This window comes from Haloferax litoreum, from assembly GCF_009674605.1.
In the GTDB taxonomy this organism is placed as follows: domain Archaea; phylum Halobacteriota; class Halobacteria; order Halobacteriales; family Haloferacaceae; genus Haloferax; species Haloferax litoreum.
On the sequence record NZ_WKJO01000001.1, the window covers coordinates 1,143,996 to 1,165,833 of the forward strand.

The 21,838-nt window shown below is 63.1% G+C and carries 25 protein-coding genes, 1 tRNA gene and 1 pseudogene; 11 read left to right on the top strand and 16 right to left on the bottom strand.

Going from position 1 to position 21,838, the window contains the following annotated elements; genetic code table 11:
• The first annotated feature begins 46 nt into the window (after window positions 1-46).
• The gene (locus GJR96_RS05905; RefSeq protein WP_151162087.1) at window positions 47-394 is read left to right on the top strand and encodes a nuclear transport factor 2 family protein; all 348 of its coding nucleotides are present in this window, start codon (window positions 47-49) and stop codon (window positions 392-394) included.
• Between the two features lie 134 nt (window positions 395-528).
• Here the strand turns inward: GJR96_RS05905 and GJR96_RS05910 are convergent, their stop codons facing one another.
• Window positions 529-2,169 (bottom strand): methyl-accepting chemotaxis protein, encoded by a 1,641-nt coding sequence (locus GJR96_RS05910; RefSeq protein WP_225317704.1) that lies wholly within the window; start codon window positions 2,167-2,169, stop codon window positions 529-531.
• A gap of 602 nt (window positions 2,170-2,771) precedes the next feature.
• Here GJR96_RS05910 and GJR96_RS05915 point away from each other — a divergent pair.
• Entirely contained in the window at window positions 2,772-3,998 is a 1,227-nt protein-coding gene (locus GJR96_RS05915; RefSeq protein ID WP_151162088.1) for a CaiB/BaiF CoA transferase family protein, read from the top strand.
• Between the two features lie 213 nt (window positions 3,999-4,211).
• Here GJR96_RS05915 and GJR96_RS05920 read toward each other — a convergent pair whose 3' ends face one another.
• From GJR96_RS05920 to GJR96_RS05950, 7 genes are all read right to left on the bottom strand, one after another.
• The gene (locus tag GJR96_RS05920; RefSeq protein WP_151162089.1) at window positions 4,212-4,541 is read right to left on the bottom strand and encodes a hypothetical protein; all 330 of its coding nucleotides are present in this window, start codon (window positions 4,539-4,541) and stop codon (window positions 4,212-4,214) included.
• Window positions 4,542-4,913, bottom strand: a complete 372-nt coding sequence (locus GJR96_RS05925; RefSeq protein ID WP_151162090.1) for a hypothetical protein — start codon at window positions 4,911-4,913, stop codon at window positions 4,542-4,544.
• Window positions 4,914-5,078: 165 nt separating this feature from the next.
• Window positions 5,079-5,151, bottom strand: a tRNA-Arg gene (locus tag GJR96_RS05930).
• Window positions 5,152-5,213: 62 nt separating this feature from the next.
• Window positions 5,214-6,680, bottom strand: a complete 1,467-nt coding sequence (locus GJR96_RS05935) for an MATE family efflux transporter (RefSeq protein WP_305037519.1) — start codon at window positions 6,678-6,680, stop codon at window positions 5,214-5,216.
• 188 nt (window positions 6,681-6,868) lie between these two features.
• Complete coding sequence (locus GJR96_RS05940; RefSeq protein WP_151162092.1) at window positions 6,869-7,453, bottom strand: 2Fe-2S iron-sulfur cluster-binding protein; 585 nt, start codon at window positions 7,451-7,453, stop codon at window positions 6,869-6,871.
• Between the two features lie 170 nt (window positions 7,454-7,623).
• Window positions 7,624-8,523, bottom strand: coding sequence for a phosphogluconate dehydrogenase (NAD(+)-dependent, decarboxylating) (gene gnd / locus GJR96_RS05945; protein WP_151162093.1), 900 nt, complete (start codon window positions 8,521-8,523; stop codon window positions 7,624-7,626).
• An 82-nt stretch (window positions 8,524-8,605) separates the two neighbouring features.
• Complete coding sequence (locus GJR96_RS05950; protein WP_151162094.1) at window positions 8,606-9,478, bottom strand: ATP-grasp domain-containing protein; 873 nt, start codon at window positions 9,476-9,478, stop codon at window positions 8,606-8,608.
• Between the two features lie 111 nt (window positions 9,479-9,589).
• On the opposite strand from GJR96_RS05950, the gene GJR96_RS05955 reads away from it, so the two are divergent.
• Together GJR96_RS05955 and GJR96_RS05960 are read left to right on the top strand one after the other, a co-directional pair.
• Window positions 9,590-10,690, top strand: a complete 1,101-nt coding sequence (locus GJR96_RS05955; RefSeq protein WP_151162095.1) for an aminopeptidase — start codon at window positions 9,590-9,592, stop codon at window positions 10,688-10,690.
• 109 nt (window positions 10,691-10,799) lie between these two features.
• Window positions 10,800-11,285: pseudogene (locus GJR96_RS05960) on the top strand (high-potential iron-sulfur protein); the annotation flags it as partial.
• Window positions 11,286-11,640: 355 nt separating this feature from the next.
• Here GJR96_RS05960 and GJR96_RS05965 read toward each other — a convergent pair.
• The gene (locus tag GJR96_RS05965; RefSeq protein WP_151162096.1) at window positions 11,641-11,895 is read right to left on the bottom strand and encodes a rubrerythrin-like domain-containing protein; all 255 of its coding nucleotides are present in this window, start codon (window positions 11,893-11,895) and stop codon (window positions 11,641-11,643) included.
• Between the two features lie 153 nt (window positions 11,896-12,048).
• Between GJR96_RS05965 and GJR96_RS05970 the strand changes: the two genes are divergently transcribed.
• The 3 genes from GJR96_RS05970 (at window position 12,049) to GJR96_RS05980 (ending at window position 13,538) form a co-directional block, all read left to right on the top strand.
• Window positions 12,049-12,453 carry a 30S ribosomal protein S6e gene (locus tag GJR96_RS05970; RefSeq protein ID WP_151162097.1) on the top strand — a complete coding sequence of 135 codons (405 nt, stop codon included), beginning with the start codon at window positions 12,049-12,051 and terminating at the stop codon, window positions 12,451-12,453.
• A 21-nt stretch (window positions 12,454-12,474) separates the two neighbouring features.
• Window positions 12,475-12,912 (top strand): DUF7112 family protein, encoded by a 438-nt coding sequence (locus GJR96_RS05975; protein WP_151162098.1) that lies wholly within the window; start codon window positions 12,475-12,477, stop codon window positions 12,910-12,912.
• 197 nt (window positions 12,913-13,109) lie between these two features.
• Window positions 13,110-13,538: a DUF5807 family protein gene (locus tag GJR96_RS05980; RefSeq protein ID WP_151162099.1), complete on the top strand. Its 429-nt coding sequence runs from the start codon at window positions 13,110-13,112 to the stop codon at window positions 13,536-13,538.
• Window positions 13,539-13,562: 24 nt separating this feature from the next.
• Here the strand turns inward: GJR96_RS05980 and GJR96_RS05985 are convergent, their stop codons facing one another.
• Entirely contained in the window at window positions 13,563-14,810 is a 1,248-nt protein-coding gene (locus GJR96_RS05985; protein WP_151162100.1) for a DHH family phosphoesterase, read from the bottom strand.
• Window positions 14,811-14,908: 98 nt separating this feature from the next.
• Window positions 14,909-15,370 (bottom strand): universal stress protein, encoded by a 462-nt coding sequence (locus GJR96_RS05990; RefSeq protein ID WP_151162101.1) that lies wholly within the window; start codon window positions 15,368-15,370, stop codon window positions 14,909-14,911.
• A gap of 100 nt (window positions 15,371-15,470) precedes the next feature.
• Here GJR96_RS05990 and GJR96_RS05995 point away from each other — a divergent pair, with 100 nt between their 5' ends.
• On the top strand, window positions 15,471-15,926 hold the full coding sequence (locus tag GJR96_RS05995; RefSeq protein WP_151162102.1) for a universal stress protein: 456 nt from the start codon (window positions 15,471-15,473) through the stop codon (window positions 15,924-15,926).
• Window positions 15,927-15,959: 33 nt separating this feature from the next.
• Here the strand turns inward: GJR96_RS05995 and GJR96_RS06000 are convergent, their stop codons facing one another.
• Window positions 15,960-16,499 carry a GNAT family N-acetyltransferase gene (locus GJR96_RS06000; protein WP_151162103.1) on the bottom strand — a complete coding sequence of 180 codons (540 nt, stop codon included), beginning with the start codon at window positions 16,497-16,499 and terminating at the stop codon, window positions 15,960-15,962.
• Window positions 16,496-16,864, bottom strand: a complete 369-nt coding sequence (locus tag GJR96_RS06005) for a universal stress protein (RefSeq protein ID WP_151162104.1) — start codon at window positions 16,862-16,864, stop codon at window positions 16,496-16,498. Before GJR96_RS06005 ends, GJR96_RS06000 begins: the two co-directional genes overlap by 4 nt.
• Window positions 16,865-16,973: 109 nt before the next feature.
• Here GJR96_RS06005 and GJR96_RS06010 point away from each other — a divergent pair, with 109 nt between their 5' ends.
• Window positions 16,974-17,720, top strand: a complete 747-nt coding sequence (locus GJR96_RS06010; protein WP_151162105.1) for a DUF5806 family protein — start codon at window positions 16,974-16,976, stop codon at window positions 17,718-17,720.
• Here GJR96_RS06010 and GJR96_RS06015 read toward each other — a convergent pair.
• Entirely contained in the window at window positions 17,717-18,238 is a 522-nt protein-coding gene (locus GJR96_RS06015) for a DUF7529 family protein (protein ID WP_151162106.1), read from the bottom strand. The genes GJR96_RS06010 and GJR96_RS06015 overlap by 4 nt on opposite strands.
• A gap of 100 nt (window positions 18,239-18,338) precedes the next feature.
• Between GJR96_RS06015 and GJR96_RS06020 the strand changes: the two genes are divergently transcribed.
• Window positions 18,339-18,809: a hypothetical protein gene (locus GJR96_RS06020; RefSeq protein ID WP_151162107.1), complete on the top strand. Its 471-nt coding sequence runs from the start codon at window positions 18,339-18,341 to the stop codon at window positions 18,807-18,809.
• A 2-nt stretch (window positions 18,810-18,811) separates the two neighbouring features.
• On the opposite strand, the gene GJR96_RS06025 is transcribed toward GJR96_RS06020, so the two are convergent.
• Both GJR96_RS06025 and GJR96_RS06030 read right to left on the bottom strand, forming a co-directional pair.
• Entirely contained in the window at window positions 18,812-20,101 is a 1,290-nt protein-coding gene (locus GJR96_RS06025; protein ID WP_151162108.1) for a dihydroorotase, read from the bottom strand.
• Between the two features lie 65 nt (window positions 20,102-20,166).
• Window positions 20,167-20,853 (bottom strand): lipoate--protein ligase family protein, encoded by a 687-nt coding sequence (locus tag GJR96_RS06030; RefSeq protein ID WP_151162109.1) that lies wholly within the window; start codon window positions 20,851-20,853, stop codon window positions 20,167-20,169.
• Window positions 20,854-20,907: 54 nt separating this feature from the next.
• Between GJR96_RS06030 and GJR96_RS06035 the strand changes: the two genes are divergently transcribed.
• Window positions 20,908-21,816 (top strand): hypothetical protein, encoded by a 909-nt coding sequence (locus tag GJR96_RS06035; protein ID WP_151162110.1) that lies wholly within the window; start codon window positions 20,908-20,910, stop codon window positions 21,814-21,816.
• Window positions 21,817-21,838: the final 22 nt, after the last annotated feature.

The following is a 21,838-nucleotide window of genomic DNA, read 5'->3' on the forward strand; positions in this document are numbered from 1 at the left end:
ATATCTTGATGATTAATTAGAACAATCTAGTGGGTGGTGGATTCGAATGAAGACGACAGAAGAGGTGCTCGGTCACCACCTCAAAACGTTCGCCGAGGGGGATATGGACGGAATACTGGCTGATTACGACGATTCGTCGGTCGTCATCACGCCCGAAGAGACGTACCGGGGTCTCGACGAGATTCCAACGTTCTTCGAGGAATTATTCACTGACTTCGGACAGGAAGGTGCCTACGCGGACATCGACCTCCAGACAATCGAAGGCGATATCGCGTTCATCACGTGGCACGGAGAGACACCGGACAACGTCTACGAGTTCTGCACGGACACGTTCGTAGTCGAAGATGGGGTCATCACTACCCAGACGTTCGCTGGGAAAATCGAATCGAAGTGAGTCGTATCCACGTCGGTACTTCCGACACTGGCTATCGAACGACCACGAGTACGCAGTCAGGACATTTTCGTTGGACCGGCGCAGTTGCCGGCAGGTCTGTGTAGAGACCAGCCCCCTCGCGTTGCCTCCCGATTTCAGTCGTCGGCTGGCATCTCACACTCGAACGTCCCGAGTTGGTCTTGTAAGCCGCCAGTCTGCCCCCTGAGTTCGCCGAGTTGTGCTCGAATCTCTGAAATCGTCGTCGCTCTGGCCTCAGCTTGGCTAGCGAGTGTGTCACTTTGCTCCGCAATGTCTCGCGAGCGGTCGGCGACTCTGATGATTGCGTCGACTACCTCTTCGGTCGTTCGAGCGCCGTCGTCGGTCGCTGCGGCGACTTCGTCGACCGAGACGTCGACACCTTCGACTATCTCAGTGACGTCTGCGAACGCTTCACCGGCGTCAGTTGTCGTCGACTTTCCGGTCTGTATCTGCACCTTCGTCTGCTGCATCTCTTCCTGAACACGTTCGACGTCTTCGACTGTCTCGTCGATGGTCTGCTCGATTGCGGACGAGTGGTTCTGGGTCTCGTCAGCGAGGGATTTGACTTCGTTGGCAACGACAGCGAACCCTTCGCTCCCGCTCGAAGCACGTGCAGCCTCGATGTTGGCGTTCAGTGCGAGCGTGTTCGTCTGCTCGGCAATCGACTCGATGAGGTCGGTGCTCTTCGAGACGTCGTCCATCCGGGCGTCGAGTGATTCGACTAACTCTGCAAGCTCACTGATGCTCTGTTCGATGTTCTCGATTGCTTCGATTGCGTCTGTCGCGGTTCCCGTTCCCGACTCGGCCGCCGCTGCTGCACTGCTGGCTTCGTCCGAGACTTGGTCGGCGTTCGCGGCAATCTCTTCGATGGTCGCCGAGAGACTGCTCAACTCGTCGGTGGTCGATTCGAGGTCGTGTGCCTGCTCACGCACGTCCGTGGCAAAGGTACGAACGTCCGCTGCTAGTTGCCGCTGTGTCCGTTCGAGTGTCTCGGCGTCGTCGTGGACCGACTGTGTCGTCTGCTCGACAGTCGTCGCGAAGTCTCGTAAGTCTACGATGGTCGCCGAGAGTTCTCGTTTCATCTCCACGAACGCGTCACTTATCTCTTCGATGGCCTCGATATCGGTCTCTTCCGGCGGGCTAGCAGTGAAATCCCCCTCCGAGACTGCGTCCATGGCCGTGGCGAGTTCGTCGGCTTGAACGACTAGCTGGTCGTTCAGACGCTCGACTTTCGCCTTCGCCTCTTGACTGTCTTCGAGGTTCTGCATCTTCTGTTTGGTCTCTTCGCGAGAGCGCTCGATCGAGAACCAGTTCGTTACGAGCGCGCCGGAGAGTGCGAGAAGGAACACCGCGTGAACTACCGCCCATCCCATCGGCCTCGCCACGGCGTCCGGGTGGTTGTATACCATCTCAGGGTACGACATTCCGAAGATACCGTGCTCGACGGCGACGTACAGGACGCCGGCGACGAACGGAACCCAGTCCTCGTAGACTGCGATGACGCCGACGATGACGAAGAAGTGAAAGTGTGCCTCGATGAACCCGCCGGAGAAGTACACGAGAATCGCCGAACACGTCATCAACCCTACCGACGCGAGTGCGCTTCGTATTCGGCGTGAGAACCACGGTGCGAGTGCCGCGAGCGCGAAGCCGAGGATTATGCCGGTGCCGGCGAGGGCGTGTTCGGTGGGGACGGCCGTGAAAGTCGCCCCTGTGAGTAGTGATTCTGTCCCGGTGTACGACCCGAGGAGGAACAACGCTGGCGCATGTGCGACGAGAAGTAAGACGATATTTCTGTGCCGACGCCGCCACGCTTTGTCGGGTATCGAATCTCCCTTTGGAATATACCTGATTACTCTCTGAAACTTGTTCGCCACTTTACGGAGTGTGGTATCGGTACCTCCCGGGTCTACGGTTCTTGGTCCCATGGTTATCTCCAAAAAACGTGACGTAAAATGTGTTCCTTCCCCCATATCAGACCTGATAGCCCCGATACCCGCGATGAGCGGTCGTTCGGTGACGCTGGATATATGGTGGTGCTGAGCGCCTCCATCGACCACCGTGCCGACGCGCGCACCTGTTCGTCGTCACCCCGTTTCGACCACCGACAGAACTAACGACGCGCGATTGGTCATAGGACTACGATACCGAGTATGGGTGAGAACGATATCCGCGCGCTCTCGGCGAGTGCCCAAACAGGGGCAGGTAGTCGCGAGAAGAGTCACGAACAGAGTGTGATTCCGACCCCAACGGGCCACTTGGAGTACGGCGGCGCACCGAAACAACGTGTAGATGGCGCGCGACTGGCCGCGCATTCTCGGACACAAACTGACAGGAACCCTCGCTCACGACCCAACCGATGACCGGTGAAGCCCGTACCCCGGAGGGTGAGACCGGTCCTCTCGACGGACTCACCGTCGTCGACGCGTCCCGTGTCCTCGTGGGCCCATTCTGCACGATGCAACTCGGTGACCTCGGTGCGGACGTCATCAAGATAGAACGCCCCGGTGTCGGCGACCAGACCCGTGGCTGGCGACCGCCATCGTACGGCGACACCGAGGAGAGTGCCTACTACCTGAGTATCAACCGCAACAAGCGTTCGGCCACGCTCGACTTCTCGACCGATGCGGGGCGCGAGGTGTTTCGTGACCTCGTGGGCGAGGCCGACATCCTCGTCGAGAACTTCCGAGTCGGAACGATGGAGCAGTGGGGCCTCGGCTACGAGGACCTCCGCGCAGAGAACCCGGAGTTGGTCTACTGTTCGCTCTCCGGATACGGTGAATGGGGGCCGCACAAAGACCGCCCTGCGTACGACATCATGATGCAGGCCGAAGGTGGTATGATGAGTATCACCGGCGAGGAGGACGGTCCCCCCGTTCGAGTCGGCGTCGCCATCGCGGACATCGGGGCAGGGATGTACGCCACACAGGCGATTCTCGCCGCCTTACTGCATCGTGAACTCGGTGACGGGACCGGGCAGAAAGTCGACGTCAGCCTCCTCGATGGACAAGTCGCGTGGATGAGTTACATGGCCTCGAATTACTTCGCGACGGGAACCCCACCGAGGCGAATGGGGAGTAAGCACCCGACTATCACGCCCTATCAGGCCTTCGAGACCCGCGACGACTACGCCGTCGTCGCCTGCGCGTCCGAGCACATCTGGCCTCGGTTCTGTGCTGCGTTCGACCTGCCGAACCTCGTGGACGACGAACGCTTCGCGACGAACGCCGACCGCGTCGACAATCGGGACGCCCTCGATTCGATTCTCGCCACGGAGCTCGCGACGTACACGACCGACGAAGTCGTCTCGCGCTGTCGCGAGCACGACGTTCCCGTCAGCCCGGTCAACGATATGGAAGACGTGTTCGACCACCCTCAAGTCGACGCTCGACGAATGCACCAGACCGTCGAACATCCCACGGCCGGCACCGTCGAGATGGCTGGATGCCCCATGCACTTCTCGGAGACACCGACGTCGATTCGTCGCCACCCTCCCCTTCTCGGTGAACACACGGAGGAAGTCCTCAGCGAGTACGGGTACGCGCCCGAAGATATCGAATACCTGCACGACGTGGGCGCGATTTGAGGTGTCAAAACTTCGTCGTTACTAGTAGCCAATGGAGATTTGCACGTCAGACTCCTCAGTGGATGGAGGGACTGGTTCCGGACCAAAGACATCTCCGTACGGTTAATTCAGAGGGTCGTGCAAAGAGACGGACTCGACTGGTGTTCGTCATCGCGTGTGACGAATCTGTGTTAATCGACGTGCAGTCTGACGATTAGCGACTCTCAGTTCTGGCTACTTCAGATACCCTTCGACGTGCTCGACGACGCGGTCCACAAACGTCCCTTCGAGACGCCCCTGCCACGCCACGAAGTCTTCTTTCCGAGGTGAGTGAATTGCCCACGGAGAGACGAACGAGTCGCGAGGAACGCCACCGACTGCCCACAGGTCATCGGTAAGTGGGAGCGAGTCCTCGTACTGCTTAGTCGAGATAGCGACCGCAATGAACTGCTGGTCACCGAACGGGTGGGAGTCGTTGTTGACGATGAGCCACGGCCGTTGTCTGTCGTCACCGAGTTTGAACGGGTCAGAACTCCGGACGACATCACCACGCCTCGGTTGCATCTATTGGTCGTCCTCGTCTCGTTCGCTTGGATGCGGTGTCTCTGGAGCGACTGCGTCCCACTCGTCGGCGTCGATGCCGCCGTCTTCGTCGTCCAGTCTGTCGGTCGTGGTGTGGAGGTCGTACGCGGCGGCGACGCGTTCGTCGTCGTCCGTGATTGCCCAGAACTCTCCCTTGTGGCGAACGAGGCTTCGGCCCTTGAGTCGAGAGAGTGCAGTGCCGACTGTGTTCGGGTCTTCACTGATGGCTGTCGCAATCTCGGAGCGTGTGAACGCTTGGTCGCTGTGTGTGTAGAGGTACGTGACCACCTGCTCGGGGACGCTCGGTCCTCTCGGGAGGTCACCGGACTCGAAGTCGTCGATGCTCACGGGCATACTGCGAAATTAGTGTGCTGATGTAATGAGTGTACTGCTGTACGTTGTGTGCTGTACGTCGCCGGTGAGTCCGTCACGCTACGTGACGGACTCTGATGGTGGGAATATGTGCGATTCGAGGGATCCAGCGGCCGCTCTTTGGTTCTAAAGCGTTCCAAAAGTATACGGACCCGACGGGATTTGAACCCGCGACATCTTGGTCCGGAACCAAGCACTCTGTCCACTGAGCTACGGGCCCTCAGCGAACAGAGGTACACGACACCGACGTAAAACCATTGTGGAACCCACGACGGCGGTCGATTAGCCGGCACTCGCGTCCGCGTCGATGACGCTCTCTTTCCACGTGCCGCGGGTGAACCACGCCGTCGCAGCGATGGCACCGAGTATCTGTCCGACAGCCATGCCAAGCCAGATACCCGTTTCCGCGAACCCGAACTGGAACGACAGCAGGTAGACGGTGGGAACTCGGCCAAGCCAGAGCGCGAGCAGCGAGAAACTGAGGGCAGTCTTCGTGTTTCCGGCACCGCGGTACGCACCGAGAACGACCTGCAAAACGCCGATGAAGCCGAACTCGAAGGCACGAATCCGGACGTACTCGACACCCAAGTCGATGGTCTGGGCGGCGGACTCGGTGCCGGTCGAGATGAAGAACGCGACGATTGGTTCGGCGAAGAGGTAGGCGACGACGCCGATGACGACCATCACGCTCGCGCCGACTTTCGCTGCCAACCAGACGGCGCTCTCGGCGCGGTCAGGTTTCTGCGCACCGAGGTTTTGCCCGACGATGGTGTTGGTCGCACGGCCGAGGCCGAGTGCAGGGAGGAACACCAGCGACGTGAGGCGGTTACCGAGGCCGAACGCGGCGACGACTTCCGGTGCGAACGTGACGACCATCGCGGTGAGGGTGATGAACCCGAGCGCCGTCGCCGACTGCTCGATAGCACTCGGAACGCCGATATCGACGATTTTCTTGATGTACTCGAACTGTGGTCGGAAGTCCGAGAGCTGAACGTCCGGACCGGCGGAGGTACCGAAGATGACGTAGATGCCGATGACGGTGGCGACGCCGCGTGAGAGAACCGTCGCGTACGCTGCCCCGGCCACTTCGAGGCCGTCGAACCCTGTCGCAGCGAAGAGACTCGTTTCGAGGCCCCGGAGGCCGAGCATACCGAACAGCGGGTTGGACTCGAAGCCGAAGATGAAGATGGGGTCGATGACGACGTTGATGACGACGCTGATGAACATCACGACCATCGGGGCGCGGGTGTTCCCGTACCCGCGCATGAGCGCGGAGAAGACGAAGAAGCCAAAGAGGAACGGTAACCCGAGGAAGAACACGCGCATGTAGTCGCCGGCGAGGGGGATGACCTGACCTGCGGTCGCTGGCGAACTCGGGAGGACGCCGAGCATCGCGTCGGTGGCAAAGAATCCGATGATACCCACGGTGATGGCGATGAGGGTGATGAACGTGAGCGTCTGGCCGGCGACAGTGCCGGCGGAGCCTTCACTCTTCGCGCCGGTGTACTGGGCGACGAGCGTACTCCCTGCGACGGTGAAACCTCCGCCCACGGAGATGAGGAGGAAGATGAGCGGGAACGCGAGGCTGATAGCGGCGACGGCGTCAGTCGAGAGGCGACCAAGCCACACCGTGTCGGCGAGGTTGTAGGCCACCTGGAGGAGTTCGGTGACGATAATCGGCCACGCCAGTTCGAACATTGGACGTTTGAGGTCACCCTCGGTGAGGGAACCTCCTTCGGGGACAGACACTGAACCTGTGAGACACGCGGCGTGCGTTTCAAGGCGTCGATAATTCTCTCAGGATGTCGCCGTGGGCGACTACGAATATCGGTAGCTGGCGAGGCAGGATTCAAGACTCGAGACGGCAGAACCGACTCGCAGAGCGAAGCGAAGAATCGGCACGCGAGCGCGAGAAAACGAATGGTGGGTTCGAGTCGTTACGGTGCTTCGCCAGTCTCGATGGCGAAGTCGGCCTTCGGGTAGGCCACACACGTCAGGGTGTATCCGTTCTCCATCTCGTCGTCGGAGAGGGTCTCCTGCGTGTGGTGAGTCACGTACTCTTCGGCGGGGCCGTTGGTAATCTTCCCGGCACAGGAGACACACGAACCTTGACGGCACGCGTACGGGAGGTCCATCCCTGCGTCTTCACCTTGGTCGAGCACCGTCTGGTTGCTCGCCAGTTCGATGGTCTCGCCCTGCTTGACGAACTCGATTTCGAAGTATTCGACTTCGTCTTCGGGCATGTCCGCGGGACTCGGTTCTTCCTCTTCGGCTTCTTCGCCTTCGAGTTCGGCACCTTCTTCGCCACCGGCGATTGCACCAGCGACCGCGCCACCGCCGATGGAGCGGTTCATTGGTTCGGGGAAGTCGGTCTCCGGGACGGTCGCCGCACGGCGCTCGAGGACCTCTTGCGTGATGTCGGCGGTTGGTTCCCAACCGGTGCCCTTCGAGAAGTGCAGGGCGACGGCGAGGAGTACCAGGACTAATCCGGCCCCGACACCCACCAGACTGATGACTGCCATGAGGGCGGATATGGAGGGAGGGGTTAAGGAAATTGTGATTGTGCCGCCGTCTCCGAACTGTCAAATCCGCCGGGGAGACGGCGAAACTGCATAAGTTCCCACAATATTTCGGGGCGACCTGCAGACGGTCGGACTCGCGTCGCCGTAGGGTCGCGTTCGTGCTGTCGTGGTTAGTCGTCTTTCCGTGCGACTTCGTGGCGGCCGAACCCGTATCGAAGTCGGTTGGCGAGTCGTCGCGAGAATCGGTCGGCGGCGCGCGACCCGAAGCGCTCGGCGAGCGACTGGTAGATGAGCGGAACGGGAACTTCCTGTTCGAGCGCCTCTTGGACCGTCCACGTGCCAGTCGACCCGCCAGCGATGTGGTCGTCCACGTCGCCGAGGTCGGTTCCTTCCTCGCGGAACGCCTCTTCACAGAGTTCGAGGAGCCACGAACGGATGACTGCGCCGTTGTTCCACGTGCGTGCGACCGCTTCGAGGTTGAGGTCGTAGCGACCCTCGGCGAGCAGTTCGAATCCTTCGCCGTAGGCCTGCATCAGCGCGTACTCGACGCCGTTGTGGACCATCTTCACGTAGTGGCCAGACCCTGCTTCGCCCATCCGGTCGTGGCCGTCGGGATTGGTCGCGACGGCGTCGAAGACGGGCGTCATCTCGTCGTAGGCCCACTGTGGGCCCCCAATCATGAGTGAGAAGCCGAGTTCGGCACCGGCGGGACCGCCGGAGGTTCCACAGTCGAGGTACGCCGCGGAACACGCTTCGGCACGACGAACCGACGCCTCGAAGTGTGAGTTGCCGCCGTCGACGACCACGTCGTCTGCGTCGAGGTGCGGGTCGAGGTCGTCGAGCGTCGCGTCCACCGCGTCGCCCGCGGGGACCATGAGCCAGATTCGCTTGTCGTCTCCGAGTCGGTCGGCGAGGTCAGCGACGCTCTCGGCGGGTTCTGCGCCCGCGTCTGCCGCTGCTGCGACTGCCTCTTCGGAGAGGTCGAAGGCGACGACCTCGTGCCCGGCATCGAGCACTCGGTCGACGACGATGCGCCCCATACGGCCGAGGCCGATGACGCCTAGTTGCATGCGACGGAGTCGTCTTCGGGGGGAGGTAGTGGTTGTGGTTTGGCGCGCAGGACGAACGAGTCGACCCGGTCGAACTCGTCCTTCAGAGTCGGTCGAGTATCGCATCCGACAGGAGGCCACCGGCGCCGGCGTCGACCCGGAAGAACAGTTCGGGTTCGATGAGTTCGACTTCGAGGAGGACGAAGTCGCCGTCTCGTTCGACGCCGTCGACGCGGGCGTACAGCGGACGGTCGCCGTCCATCTCGTCGGCAACCGCGTCGACGACGTCTCTCGCGTGCTCACGGAGTGACTCGCTCGGTGTCTCGACGTGGACGCTTCCACCGTGTTTCTCCTGGACACGGTAATCTCCGGACTCCGGGCGTTTGACGACAGCGTGGCTGAACCCGTCGCCGAAGAACACGAGCGACCACTCACCGTCGGTGATGTCGTCGGCGAACTCTTGGACGAGCACGTCCTTCCGTGCGACGAGTGACTCGACCCACGACTGCTCTGCTTCGGCGTCCTCGCGGCCGATTCGCTTCGTCTCGAACGCGCCGGCGCTCACCGCGGGTTTGACGACGAGTTCGTCCCACCCTCTGTCGTCGAAGACCGACGTGAGCGACACGTCACCACCCTGTTCGACGTACTCGGTCGGGAGCGTCGAGATGCCGTGACGCTCCAAGTCACGCAGGTAGAACTTGTGGCTGTTCCAGCGGAGTGTCTCGACCGAGTTCAACACTGTACAGGACGAGGTGTCGAGTTCATCGACCCACGCGGTGAACTCGTCGGGCCGTTTGTAGTAGTCCCAAATCGACCTGACGACGACGGCGTCGTAGTCGCTCCACTCGACAGTCTCGTCGGACCAGACGGTCGGTTCTGCGGTCACACCTCGGTCGCGAAGTGCGTCGAGAAACGACGCGTCGTCGTCGACGAGCGAGGGGAGTTCTTCACAGGTGGCGAGTGCGATGGAGGTCACGGGAGGGAGTGTCGCACGTCGGGCGATAAACGTTCTGTCACGATTCTCGGATTTAGGTGCGAAACGGTCGCCAGACGCCGACGTTTTTACTGCCCCCCGCGAGGGTCGCGTATGGACGAACGTATCTACGAGCATGCCGAGGTACTCGTCGATTGGAGCGCACGAATCGAGGCCGGCGACGACGTGGTCGTCTCGGTCGGTGAGGGCGCTCACGACCTCGCTGTCGCCGTCGCCGAGGCACTCGGTGAACGCGGCGCGAACGTCGTCACGACCTACGCATCAGAAGAAGTTCAGCGCGCGTACCTGCGCGCACACGCCGGCGACTTCGAACTCCCCGACCACGAACTCGCACTCTACGAGGCGGCCGATTCGGTCCTCTTCCTCGGGGGCACGCGAAACACGGCCACGACGGCAGACGTGCCAACCGAGACACGACAAGCCTACGGCCGCGCGACTGAGGCGGTTCGCGAGGCCCGTATGGCGACCGACTGGGTTTCGACGGTCCACCCGACGCGCTCGATGGCCCAACAGGCCGGTATGTCCTACGAGGAGTACGCCGATTTCGTCTACGATGCCATCCTCCGGGACTGGGAGGCCCTCGCAGACGAGATGGCGAACATGAAAGAGATTCTCGACGACGGCTCAGAGGTCCGAATCGTCAAGGAAGACACCGACCTCACGATGTCTATCGAGGGTCGGACAGCGGTCAACTCCGGTGCGTCTGTCGTCTACGACTCACACAACCTCCCGTCCGGCGAGGTGTTCACCGCACCCGTCGAAGACGCCGTCGAGGGGGAGGTGTTCTTCGACGTGCCGATGACGCTCGAAGGTCAGCGTGTCGAGAACGTCCACCTCACGTTCGACGGCGGCGAAGTCGTAGACTTCAGCGCGGGGCAGGGTGAAGAGGCACTCGCCGGCATCCTCGATACCGACGAGGGTGCACGCCGTCTCGGAGAACTCGGTATCGGAATGAACCGCGGTATCGACCGCTTTACCGACAGTATCCTCTTCGACGAGAAGATGGGCGACACCATCCACCTCGCCGTCGGGCGCGCCTACGACGCCTGTCTCCCCGAGGGTGAAGATGGGAACCAGTCTGCAGTCCACGTAGACATGATAACCGACATGAGCGAAGACTCGCGCATCGAAGTCGACGGCGAAGTCGTCCAACGCAACGGGACGTTCCGCTGGGAAGAGGGGTTCGAAGGCTGAGACGCTCGTAGCGCTCACTCCCAACGTGTCAGAATAATAGTCTACTATCTGGCACCGTCACGTGGTAACTATGCGCCTACCAAAGTACGCTGACAGACTAATTTTTTCTATGACACAATCTGGCCGGACGAGGCGGCGGTTCCTTCAACTGGCGGGGAGTGGCACAGTTCTCAGCCTCGCTGGGTGTCTTGGTGGCGGTGGGTCGCAAGAGACTGAGACGACGACCACCGGGCAGATGACTGAGGAAGAACACGAAGAGGAACGTCCAGAGGGCGTCTCTGAGGAGGAGTTCGAGCGCGGACCGGTCCCAGAGGCGTATCGGACCGCGTTGTCACAGGCGAACGAGGAGCGTGACCCGGACCGACTGCTCGCGAAGGAGGACGTCCAATTCCAGGAGGCAGACGCAGCGTTCGAGGCGGGACTCGCCGTCGAAGGGACAGACTGCGGGAACTGTGCGGAGTACATCCCGGACAAGAACGGCGACGGGTTCGGTGCGTGCGCGAAAGTCGAAGGCTACGTCGACCCCGAAGACTGGTGCGTCCTCTGGGAGTCTATCGAAGACGCAGAAGCGGAAGCAGAGCAGACGGCGGAAGGAGAAGGACAAGACCACGAGGAGGAACTCCCGGAAGGCGTCTCCGAAGAGGAGTTCGAGCGCGGACCGGTCCCAGAGGCGTATCGGACCGCGTTGTCACAGGCGAACGAGGAGCGTGACCCGGACCGCTTGTTCACGAAGGAGGAAGTTCAGTTCCAGGAAGCGAAGGACGCCGTCGCAGCAGGGTTCGCCGACGAAGGCAGCGACTGTGGGAACTGTGCGGAGTACATCCCGGACAAGAACGGCGACGGGTTCGGGGCGTGCGCGAAAGTCGAGGGGTACATCGACCCCGAAGACTGGTGTGCCGTCTGGGAGTCTATCGAAGACGCAGAAGCAGAACAAGAGAGCTAACTCGGATTTACTCTTGAGCCACCCCGATGTGCTTCAGCATCCCGCCACAGCGGGGACACAGTTGTTCGTGGACGCCGTGTCCAGAGCGGTAGCCACACGAGACACACTCGTACCACGCCCGTTCGACGAGCGCTTCGGTCGGTCGTTCGACCAGTTCTTCGGGGCGGCGTTCGGCCAGTTCGGCCGGTTCCGGTTCGACGAGTTCTCTCGACTCCGCTTCCACGAGGTCTGTTGGCTCGCGTGTGGTGATATCGTCAGTCATGCGTGTCCATACGCTGTGCTAGGAGTTAACTGTTGACACAGACGTTCTCAGGCGTAATCGTTCCGAATTCAGGCGTTACGCGGGGTTTCGCCCGGACTGGTCCCGAGACACGCTTTCGACGTACTTTTTATCCGCGACCGTTTTCATCCGCGCATGGCAGAATTCATGGTCGTCGTCGCCGACCCCGACTCCGGCGAGACCCACCAGTTCGACGTCGAAGGACAGGACGCAAACCGATTCCTCGGCCGTGACCTCGGTGACGAGGTCGACGGCGGTGCCGTCGGCCTCGACGGATTCACGCTCGAACTGACGGGCGGGTCCGACAAGGCTGGTCGTCCGATGCACCCCGAAGTCCCCGGTTCGAACCTCAAGGAAATCCTCAGCGAAGGCGGTATCGGCTACGCCCCGTCCCGTGACGGCGAGCGCAAGCGTGTCACCGTCCGCGGCCGTCAGGTCTCCGAAGAGACCGTCCAAATCAACGCGAAAGTCGTCGAAGGCGGCGACGTCGCCGCCGCACTCGGCGAAGACGACGACGACGAAGAAGAAGCAGACGAGTAAGCTTTCTCGCTACTCTCTTTCGTGCCCGAGCAACTACCATCCGACCATCCGTCGGTCCAGACGTTCCGCGCGAACATCGCCCGCAGCGGTGGCACTCGTCGCCCCTGTCTGCGCGTCCCTGACGAAGTCCCGGCCGCAGACGGCGACTTCGTTCGCCTCCACCTCGACGGAACGGCCTCCCACGCACGTCTCTCCGCCGACGCCTCTGGTCTCGTGATTCGCGGTGCGTACGACAACAAACGCCTCGCACGCTCGCCCGGCGAGGGTGAGAACCGCCTCGTGGAGTGGTGCCGCGAGAACGACCGCGGCCCAGACGATGCCGTCGAACTCGACTCGCTCGACGGTGGCTACCAGTTCGGTCTCCGCGTTCCGGGTGTTCGAACCGTCTACCGAATCACTGAACGGCCGAACGACTCGCTTTCGAGTATCGCGGAGAAGTTCGGCTTGTCGGACGAGTAAGTCGCTCGGCCGGTCCAATCTACCGGACGAGTAAGTCGCTCGGCCGGTCCAATACAACCGGGCGAGTACGTCGCTCGACCGGTCCAGTGCAACCGGACGAGTACGTCGCTCGACCGGTCCAGTGCAACCGGACGAGTACGTCGTCTCCCCCACACAGATACACGCCGCTTTTACGGCCTGATTCCCCTAGGCGGGGTATGAGCAAGGTAGCGGAGTACCTCGCGGGCGAACGTCTCGACGACGTGGCGCTCTTCCTGACACACGAGTATCTCGACAGCGAAGGCAAACTCCCGAACATGGGTGAGGAGGTCGAAAACGGGTACATCCTCGTCGTCCCCGGCGACGACGGACGCCGCGCGTTCGCCGCCGGGACGGGGATGGACGCGATGGAGTTCGCCCAGACGGCGATGGGCAACGACGGCGACATCGACCACGACCTGAGTAGTGGCACCTGCCCCGACGCGGCACCCGACGAGAACCACGAACCGAAGTTCATCTTCTCGTTCGCCGAGGCACAAAACGAGGAGGTCGGCGGTATCTACGAAGACGGCGACGTCGTCCACGCCTACGCGAAGTGCACCTGCGGGGCGACGTACTCCGACCGCTGGGTCGTCGACGACGAATAACGCGACGACAGTTCAGAACCGGTTTTACCGGTCCGTCTCGATATCTTCCTCTTCTTCGGGCATCTCCGCGACGCGTTCGAACGCGTTGAGGATGACGCGCTTCGTGGTTGCGCCCTGTGTCGTCCAGTGGTGGGCGTAGTCAAGCATGTCGTCGTAGATGTCGGGTTTACACCCGGCCGCCTTCGGGTGGCCGCCGCCGTTGACGAGGCCGGCGACTTCGTGACAGCGTTCGAAGTCGTCCGACCCGCGGATACTCGCACTCCCGGCGGGTTTGACGATGACCGCGGCGTCGGCACCCTTCTCGCGGAGGGCGTCTGCCACTTCGTTCTGCGAACAGCGACCGTAGGTGATGCCGACGGTCCAGTCACCGACCGCCTTCATGTCCGCGCGGTCCACGGCGGCTTCGATGAGGTTCTCTTTCTCGATGCGACGGTGTGCGATGTACTCTTCGACGACCGGCGGAAGGTCGGCCCCGTAGGCACCGACGACGGCGACGTACTCCTCCTTTGAGGTCCAGTAGGCGTAGTCGGCGAGGTCCTGACTCCGCTCGTCTTCGTTCAACCAGAGGTCGTGGTCGCGAGTGACCGCGGCGAGTTCGACGAATCGGTCGTCGAAGTCGTAGTCGAGTTCGCGGAGTGCCACGTCGGTCGAACACTCTTCGTCGGACTCGCCGACGACGAGGTCCACGCCCGCATCGCGGACCTGCTGTTCGACCTCGGGCTTCCACTGGTGGTGGTCGAACCATCGAATCGACCCTGCAACCTCGGCGAGTGCTTCGAGTTCCTCTTCGACGTACTCGTACTTGTCCGGACAGAGGTCACAGACGAACACGTCGATACCCTCCGGCGCGTACTCGGCGACGCGTAGTAGGTCGTCTTCGAGCGAGTACGGACTCGACCCAACGAGTGCGACGGGTGATGTGGGTCGCTCTTCTTCTTCTTCTTCTTCAGCAACGTCCACGACGGCGTCTTCGGCTTCGGCGTCGTCTTCGACTGCTTCTTCCTCGTCGCCGCGTAGTCGCTCTTCGATGCGGTCTTCGAAGTCTGCGACGTCGAGGGCGGCGTCGTACATCTCGCGGATGAGCGCGACACACCCGAGGCCGTCGGCGTCGGTGTCGGTGACGACTGCGACCGAGGCGTCTTCGAGTTTCTCTCTGGCACGCTCTTCGGCGCGCGATTCGTCGAGCGAGTCGGGGTAGAAAAAGCCCGCTCCCGGGAGGACGGACTTGCGGGGGAGCGAGAGTCGAGAACTGTCGATGAGCTCGTCTTCCATACCAGCGGGTCGAACGCGACGGGGAAAACACCTGCCGATTGTCCCGTGTCGCGTTCGTTAGCGTTGGCGAGTCTCGAACCGGCGTCGCTCTCTCTTCTTCAGGCCGGTTCTTCGCCGAGGAGCGCGTCGACCGACCCTTCTTCGAGCTGTCGGACTGTCAGCACCGGTACCGGGCACGTTCGAACGACGCGCTCGGCGACGCTCCCGATGAGGAAGCGGTTCTCGCCGTGGCGGCCGCGGGTTCCCATTGCGACCAAGTCGGCCTCGGCGTCGCGGGCGTAGTTCGAAATCTCGGCCGCTGGCCGGCCTTCGCGCACGGCGAATGTCACCTCTCGGTCTGTCGCCGCCTGCACCTCCGAGAGTGCTTCTTCACCGCGTTCGTGGAGTGCCTCGCGCATCTCGTCGCGGAGTCGCTCCGGTGCAGTCTCCACGTCGCCGGCGTCGACGACGTACAGTGCGTGTACGTCGGCGTCGAAGCGTTCGGCGAGATCGACGGCGACCCGGACGCCGCGACGGACACTCGCCGACCCGTCCGTGGCGATGACGATGGTGTCGAACATGTCCACGGGTTCTCCGTGGGAGGTGATAAAACCCGTCCGGGTCGGCGAGATGCTGGGACGGTGGGTGAGTTTTTTGTCGTCCCCCGACGGAGGTGGGGACATGTCATCGCGCCCGCTCTCTATCGACCTCGTCCTCGTGCCGGTCGACCAAAGCGAGGAGGCGACGCGTGCGGCCCGGTACGCCGTCGCAGTCGCGGCCGAATACGACGCCGCAGTCCACGCCGTTCACGTCCTCGGCGAGGACGTCGTCCGCGCTATCGAGCAGGGCGTCGTCGACCAAGACGCAGTCGCCGAAGACAGTAAGGCTGTCACCGACACGATTTCCAAGATTGCCCACGAGGCAGACGTCCCTATCACGACGTCTGTCGCGTACGGATTCTCTCCGACGAGCAAACTCCGTCATCCCGGGAGCGTCGTCCTCGACACCGCAGAAGAACTCGAAGCCGACTTCGTGGTCGTGCCGCGCGAACCCGTCTCTGGCGACCCGGGTGAAGTCCTCGCGAAGGCCGCCGAGTACGTCCTCTTGTACGCGAGTCAGCCCGTTCTGTCGGCCTGACGACCGTTCGGCGTTTCGCCGTCGAACGACCGGTTACCCGTCAGGTTCTGCGAGACGGATGGTCATCTCTAACTCGAAACTCTCGGCGTCGCTGGTCTCGAAGCCCACGTTCTGGTAGAGGTTGACCGCGGCGCGGTTCCAGCGTTCGACGGTGAGCCACACCTTCTCGACGCCCGAGACGCGTCCGTGTCCGAGGAGCGCCTTGATGAGCCGCGTCCCGATACCCGACCGCTGGTACGTCTGGTGGACGAAGATGGCGAGTTCGTACGCGTCGCCGTCGGGGACGAGCGTCGCGTGACCTGCCACGTCGTCGCCGTCCCACGCGATGACGTTCAGGCAGTCGTCGTCGAGGATGTTGTCTAGCCAGTCGCGGATGCGGTCTTCGCGCCCCGGAGGGATGCCTTGTGCCCGGTCTGAGGGGTCGAACGACTCGTACATGTCGACGAGCGACTCCAGTTCCTCGTCTGTGCCGTCGTAGGCTCGAACCTCGATGGTCCTGTCTTCTTTGTCCGTGAACGACAGTGGGGGTGCCTCGTACGGGTCTGCGACGGCGTCGGAGTACGTTCGAGTCATCGGACTAGCGTGACCGTTACGTGGGAGTTGAGGAGGACGAACTCCGCGATGCTCCCAATCTGTATCTTCCCCATCGGACTCGTTTCACCGCCGCCCAGGACGAGTTGGTCGAATCCTTCGTCCTCGGCGAGGTCGACGAGCGAACTTCCGGGGTCGCCTTCGAGGTGGCGAACCGTCGCGTCGATGCCGAGGTCGGAGAGCACCTCCGAGACCTTCGATTCGATGTCGTCGCGCGAACGCTCCACGGACGGGTTCTCGACGATAGCGATGGTCAGGTCGTCGTCGGCGTTCGCCGTTCGTTCGACCGTCTTCTCCAACGCTCGGATGGAATCGTCGCTGCCACCGATTCCGAGCAGTACCTTCATGATTCCCACTCTCGCGGGGATGATAGAAAACCCTTGCCCGGACTCGGGGGTCGAGACACCCCCTGCTCGTCGCGGAACCCTTTTCGGCCATGCTGCGGTACCCCGCGGTATGACAGACGAGTTTGGTGAGGCCGACGAGGGGTCGGACCCGGCCGAATCGGTCGAAGACGCCGAACCATCGGCGTCTCCATCGACTGACGCGGCAGGGGCGGCCGAAGAGTCAGATGCTGGCGTGGAGACGGCGGATACAGCAGAGACGGAGTCGGACGGTGATATGCACGCAGCGTCGGACGCCGATGCGAGTGACGGGGACGATGCGGCGGATGCCGACACTGACGCCGAATCGGAGGTCGACGTCCCCGAGGACGTCCAGAAGTACGCCCGCTTCAAGAAGGTCGACGGCGCGCAGTACGACCGCGTCAACGACTTCCTTCGCGAGCGAACCTACGTGACGGCGCGCGAGTGGGCCATCGCACGTCTCTGTGCCGACTTCCGCACCGAGACGGGCGTCGAGATGACGAAAATCGGTGAGAACCTCCCCGAACTCGTCCCCTTCATGACCGACACGTACTCGCCGCAGGCGGTCAATCAGGCGCGTTCCGCCTTCCGCGACAAGGTCCGCAAGTCGGGTGCGACGTTCCTCTACGGCGCGATGTCCGGGTTCTTCACGGCCGAAGAACTCGACGAGATGATGTACGAAGTCACCGAGATTGCGAAGTTCCTCCTCGAAGTCGAGGGTGTCGACCTCTCGGTCGAAGAAGAACTGGAGGCCGAAGAGCGCATCTCCAGCGTCATGCGCGAGGTTCGCGAGGCGAGTACCGAACTCCGAAGCGAAGAACTCTCGAACGACGACTAAGGAAAGAGCGGGTCTGGGTCGGACTGGACGAGTTCGACACGCTGGTCTGCTTCGACGGGCCGGACGTAGAGGCGTAATTCCCCTTGTTCGCGCGCTTTCTTCGCCATCACGTCGACCGCGTCCACGGCGTAGTAGAGCGGTGCGACGACGGCTTTTCCCGCTTCTGCGGCCTGAATCACGGAGACGGCGAACACCGTCCCGCTCTCGCGGGCGCGGTACACGTCGTACCTGTCGAACGCGGCGTCTTCGACCCACTCGGAGAGCGTCTCGAACTCACTGCCCGGAACGAGGACGTCGAACCCGACGCGGTCCGTCGCGTCCGGCAGGGTCGCCGGAGGGAGCACGGTCACGTCACCGGGGTGGAGGACGAGTGTCTCCCACCCTTCCGACTCGTACTCCTCGGCGGTCGCTTCGGCGTCTTCGACCACCGTCTCCCAGAACGACAACACTCCTTCGAGTGCGTGTGGGTCTCCCGCGTTCGGCCCGCGCGTTCGCGGCGGCGTCTGCTCGTCGGTCATGTGTGTCGTTGTCTCGGTGAGTCCGACGGGAAAAGGATTCGCTTGTCGGACTCGGCACACGACGGAATACCTATCAATTTCGCGTCCGACGAGTGGGCCAATGCGCTGGTCCCTCCGTGCGGTAGTCGGGTCGCTCCAACTCCCCGTCGCGGGACTTGGCCTCACCATCGTCGCGTTCACGTGGTGGGGTGCGTACACGCTCCCACCAGCGCCACCCGGGAGCGACGGATTCGCCCACGGACTCGCCGGGTTCTTTCTCCTCCTCTTCGGTCTGGTCGGCTTCGTTCTCTTGGTCGTCGGGTTGTTGATTCCGCCCGGCCCGGGGTACGGCATCGACTTCACGCGGAGACAACGATGGCTGTTCGCCTACGCACTCGTCGCACCACTCGTGGGCGTCGCCGCGTTTTTCGCCGCCGTCTTCGCTCCCTCGAATCCTTTGGGCATCGAAGACTACTCGTTCGCAGTGCTCTCTCTCGGCGTCGGGAGCGCACCGCTTGCTGTCCTCGTGAGTATCGGATGGAAGGCCGTCCACGTTGCTGTGGAGCGATACGGGACTCGTACGTCCCAGTAGCCCTACGCGCGAACGTTTTCGCCCGCCACGTCGCCGAACTCGTCGCCGTCCCAGACCATCTCGCCGCGGAGCATCGTCCACTCGGGGAAGACGCCGGTGAACCCTTCGAACGGAGTCCATCCGCACTTCGAGTGCAGGTCGTCGCCGCGAATCTCCCGTGCGGCGTCGAGGTCGTAGAGAGCTAAGTCGGCGTCTGCGCCCTCCTCGATGCGACCCTTCTGCGGCAGGTCGAAGATGTCCGCGGGATTCGTCGCAACCACGTCGCGGACGGTTTCGAGCGACAGGTCGCCCTCGACGGCGGCCCCGAGGAGGAGTGGGACCATCGTCTCGACGCCGGGGACGCCGCTCGGTGCGTCGAGGAGTGACTGGTCTTTCTCGGCGGTCGTGTGCGGTGCGTGGTCGGTCGCAACCACGTCGATTCGGCCGTCTGCGAGGCGTTCGAACATGGCTTCGCGGCGTTCCTCCGACCGGAGCGGCGGGTTCATCCGGCCGTAGGTCCCGAGGTCCGACAGGTCGTCCCGCGAGAGGAACAGGTGGTGCGGCGTCACTTCACAGGTCGCCCCACCGTCGCGGGCGGCGTCGACGCCCTCGGGCGTGCTGGTGTGGGCGATGTGAATCTGCGCACCCGTCTCGCCGCCGACGCGGATGGCGCGTTCGACGGCCGTCGCTTCCGCTTCAGCGCGGCGGTAGGCACTCCACGCGTCGGCCGCGGCGTCGTGGCCGGTGCCACCGAGGTCACCCTCGATGGCCGCGTCGTCGAACAGGTCGGCGTCTTCGGCGTGGACGGTTACGGGAACGCCCGCGTCGCCCGCGCGTTCGGCGGCCGACTCGAACAGGTCGGCGTCGATACCCATGTCGCCGGTCGAATCGGCGAGGAACACCTCGCCGAGGGCGAACAGCGGTCGGTCGAACAGGCTCTCAGGGTCCCAGTCGGGCGTCACGCCGCCGTTGATGCCGTAGTCGATACACGACTTCGTGGCACGCTCGGCCTTCGCGTCGAACCCCTCTCCACTCGTCGTCGTCGGGTTTGTGTTCGGTTGGTCGGCGACAGTCGTCACCCCGCCCGCGGCGGCGCTCTGCGACCCCGTCTCCCACGTCTCTTTGTGTTCGAATCCCGGTTCGCGGAAGTGGACGTGGACGTCGATTGCGCCCGGCAGAAGGAGATTCTCGTCGGCGTCGATGGTCGCTTCGTCGGTGACTGGGTCGAGGTCACCGACTGCGGTGATGCGTCCGTCTTCGACGCGGACATCCACCACGCGCCCGTCGGCCACCGTCGCGTTCGCAATTCGCATAGGTGGGGGTGCCACGCGCCGCGCCCTAAGTCCGACGGTTCGGGTGACGCGACTCGTCGACTCGGTTACGCCGCGTCGCTCGCGTCTTCGATTCGTGGCGTCGCGTCGCCGACGAACACGTCTTCGAGTGCTCGACAGACCGCGTCCGGGTCGGCAGGTCCGCCCGCGGTGTCGACGCTCCCGACCGACGCCGGGTCGAACGGTACGTCGATTGCGTCGTAGATGGGGACGAGCACCTCGGCGATTTCGTCTCTGTCGGTGACGACGACGACGCCCGAGACGAGTGCAGACGACTTCCGCACTCGCTGGGCGATGCCGCAGAGTTTCCCGCCGGCCTGCACCGAGTGGTCACCCGGACAGTACGAGTCTGGGGGTTCGCCGCGCCGAGCAGGCACGCCGAGTGTCCGAAGTGCGCGGACGACTGCTGTCGTCGCCGCCTCGTATCGTTCGTCGAGGCCGGCGCGGGCGTCGTCCAGTGGTGTCGCGTAGGCGAACGCGACGGTCGTTCCGGTGTAGGCGACTGCACGGCCACCGACGGAGCGTTCGAGTGCCGGGAACCCACGGGATTCGGCGGCGTCGACGGCCTCGTCGTATCGGTTCGCTCGCGTGTCGCGCCGGCCGAACGCAACCTGTCGGTGCGGCGTCCACGCGCGGAAGGCGGGTTCCCCCGTCTCACCAGTCTCGCGGAGCATGGCCGCCGTAATCTCCCGGTCGGACACCTTGTCGGGGCCACGACCACGGATGACGCGCATACCTGTCCGAAACACCCCGACGTACCTAAGAACATCCGTCCCGTCCCGACGACCATGCTGCGACTGCCGCGGTCGGTCCTCGCCCGCTTCGAGCGATTCTCCCTCTACAACTCGCCGTACCCTGCGCACGATAGCGGGTGCGCCATCGACCTCTACGTCGACGACGACGACGCAGTCGCTCGGTCGCCCGTCGCGGGTGTCGTCCGCGAGACGCGCACCGTCCGCGCACCCGACAAACCGTACGCCCACGACGACGAGTACCTCATCTTGCTCGACGTGGACGCCGAAGCCACTGGGTTGAGGTGGGTCGGCAACGGCAGCGACGACCCGCGTGATGGACTCGTCGCCCGCGTTCTCCACGTCGAACCCGACGTCACCGCAGGCGACACCGTCGCAGTCGGCGACCCACTCGGACGACTCGTCCGGTCTGGATTCTTCGCGCCGTGGGTCACGAACCACGTCCACCTCGGGTTTCGCCCGGCGACGGCGAACCACCACCGTGCTCGGGGGTCGCTCCCCCTCAGCGTCGATGTCTCTGTCTCACCGCTCGATTGGGACGGGCGTGGCACAGTCGTCGACGTTGGGGAGACGTTCGTCGTCCTCGACCGACCGACGCGCGAAGGACAGGTCGACTCTGACGCGTTTGTCGGCCTCGCAAGCGACGACGGCGTCGTCTTAGATGGTGGACTCGCCCACTATGGGTTCGGCGGGACACTCTCACCCGTCGCAGACGGGCACTCACTCTCGTTACTCGGCGCGGACCTCGGCCGGACGACTGGACGCGACGTTCCGTGGGCCGACTTCGACGTCTTCGCCAACGGGAAGCGGGTAACCGGTTTGTCGCTGTTCGCCTCCCGTGGTGACTTCGGGACGAAAGTCGTCTTCCCCGGCCACGAGTTCGACGTCGGCGACGATGTCGAGGTGACGATTCGACCGAGTGACGACCCGATTCGACTTGGGTGATGGGGCGGTCGGAGAGTGATTC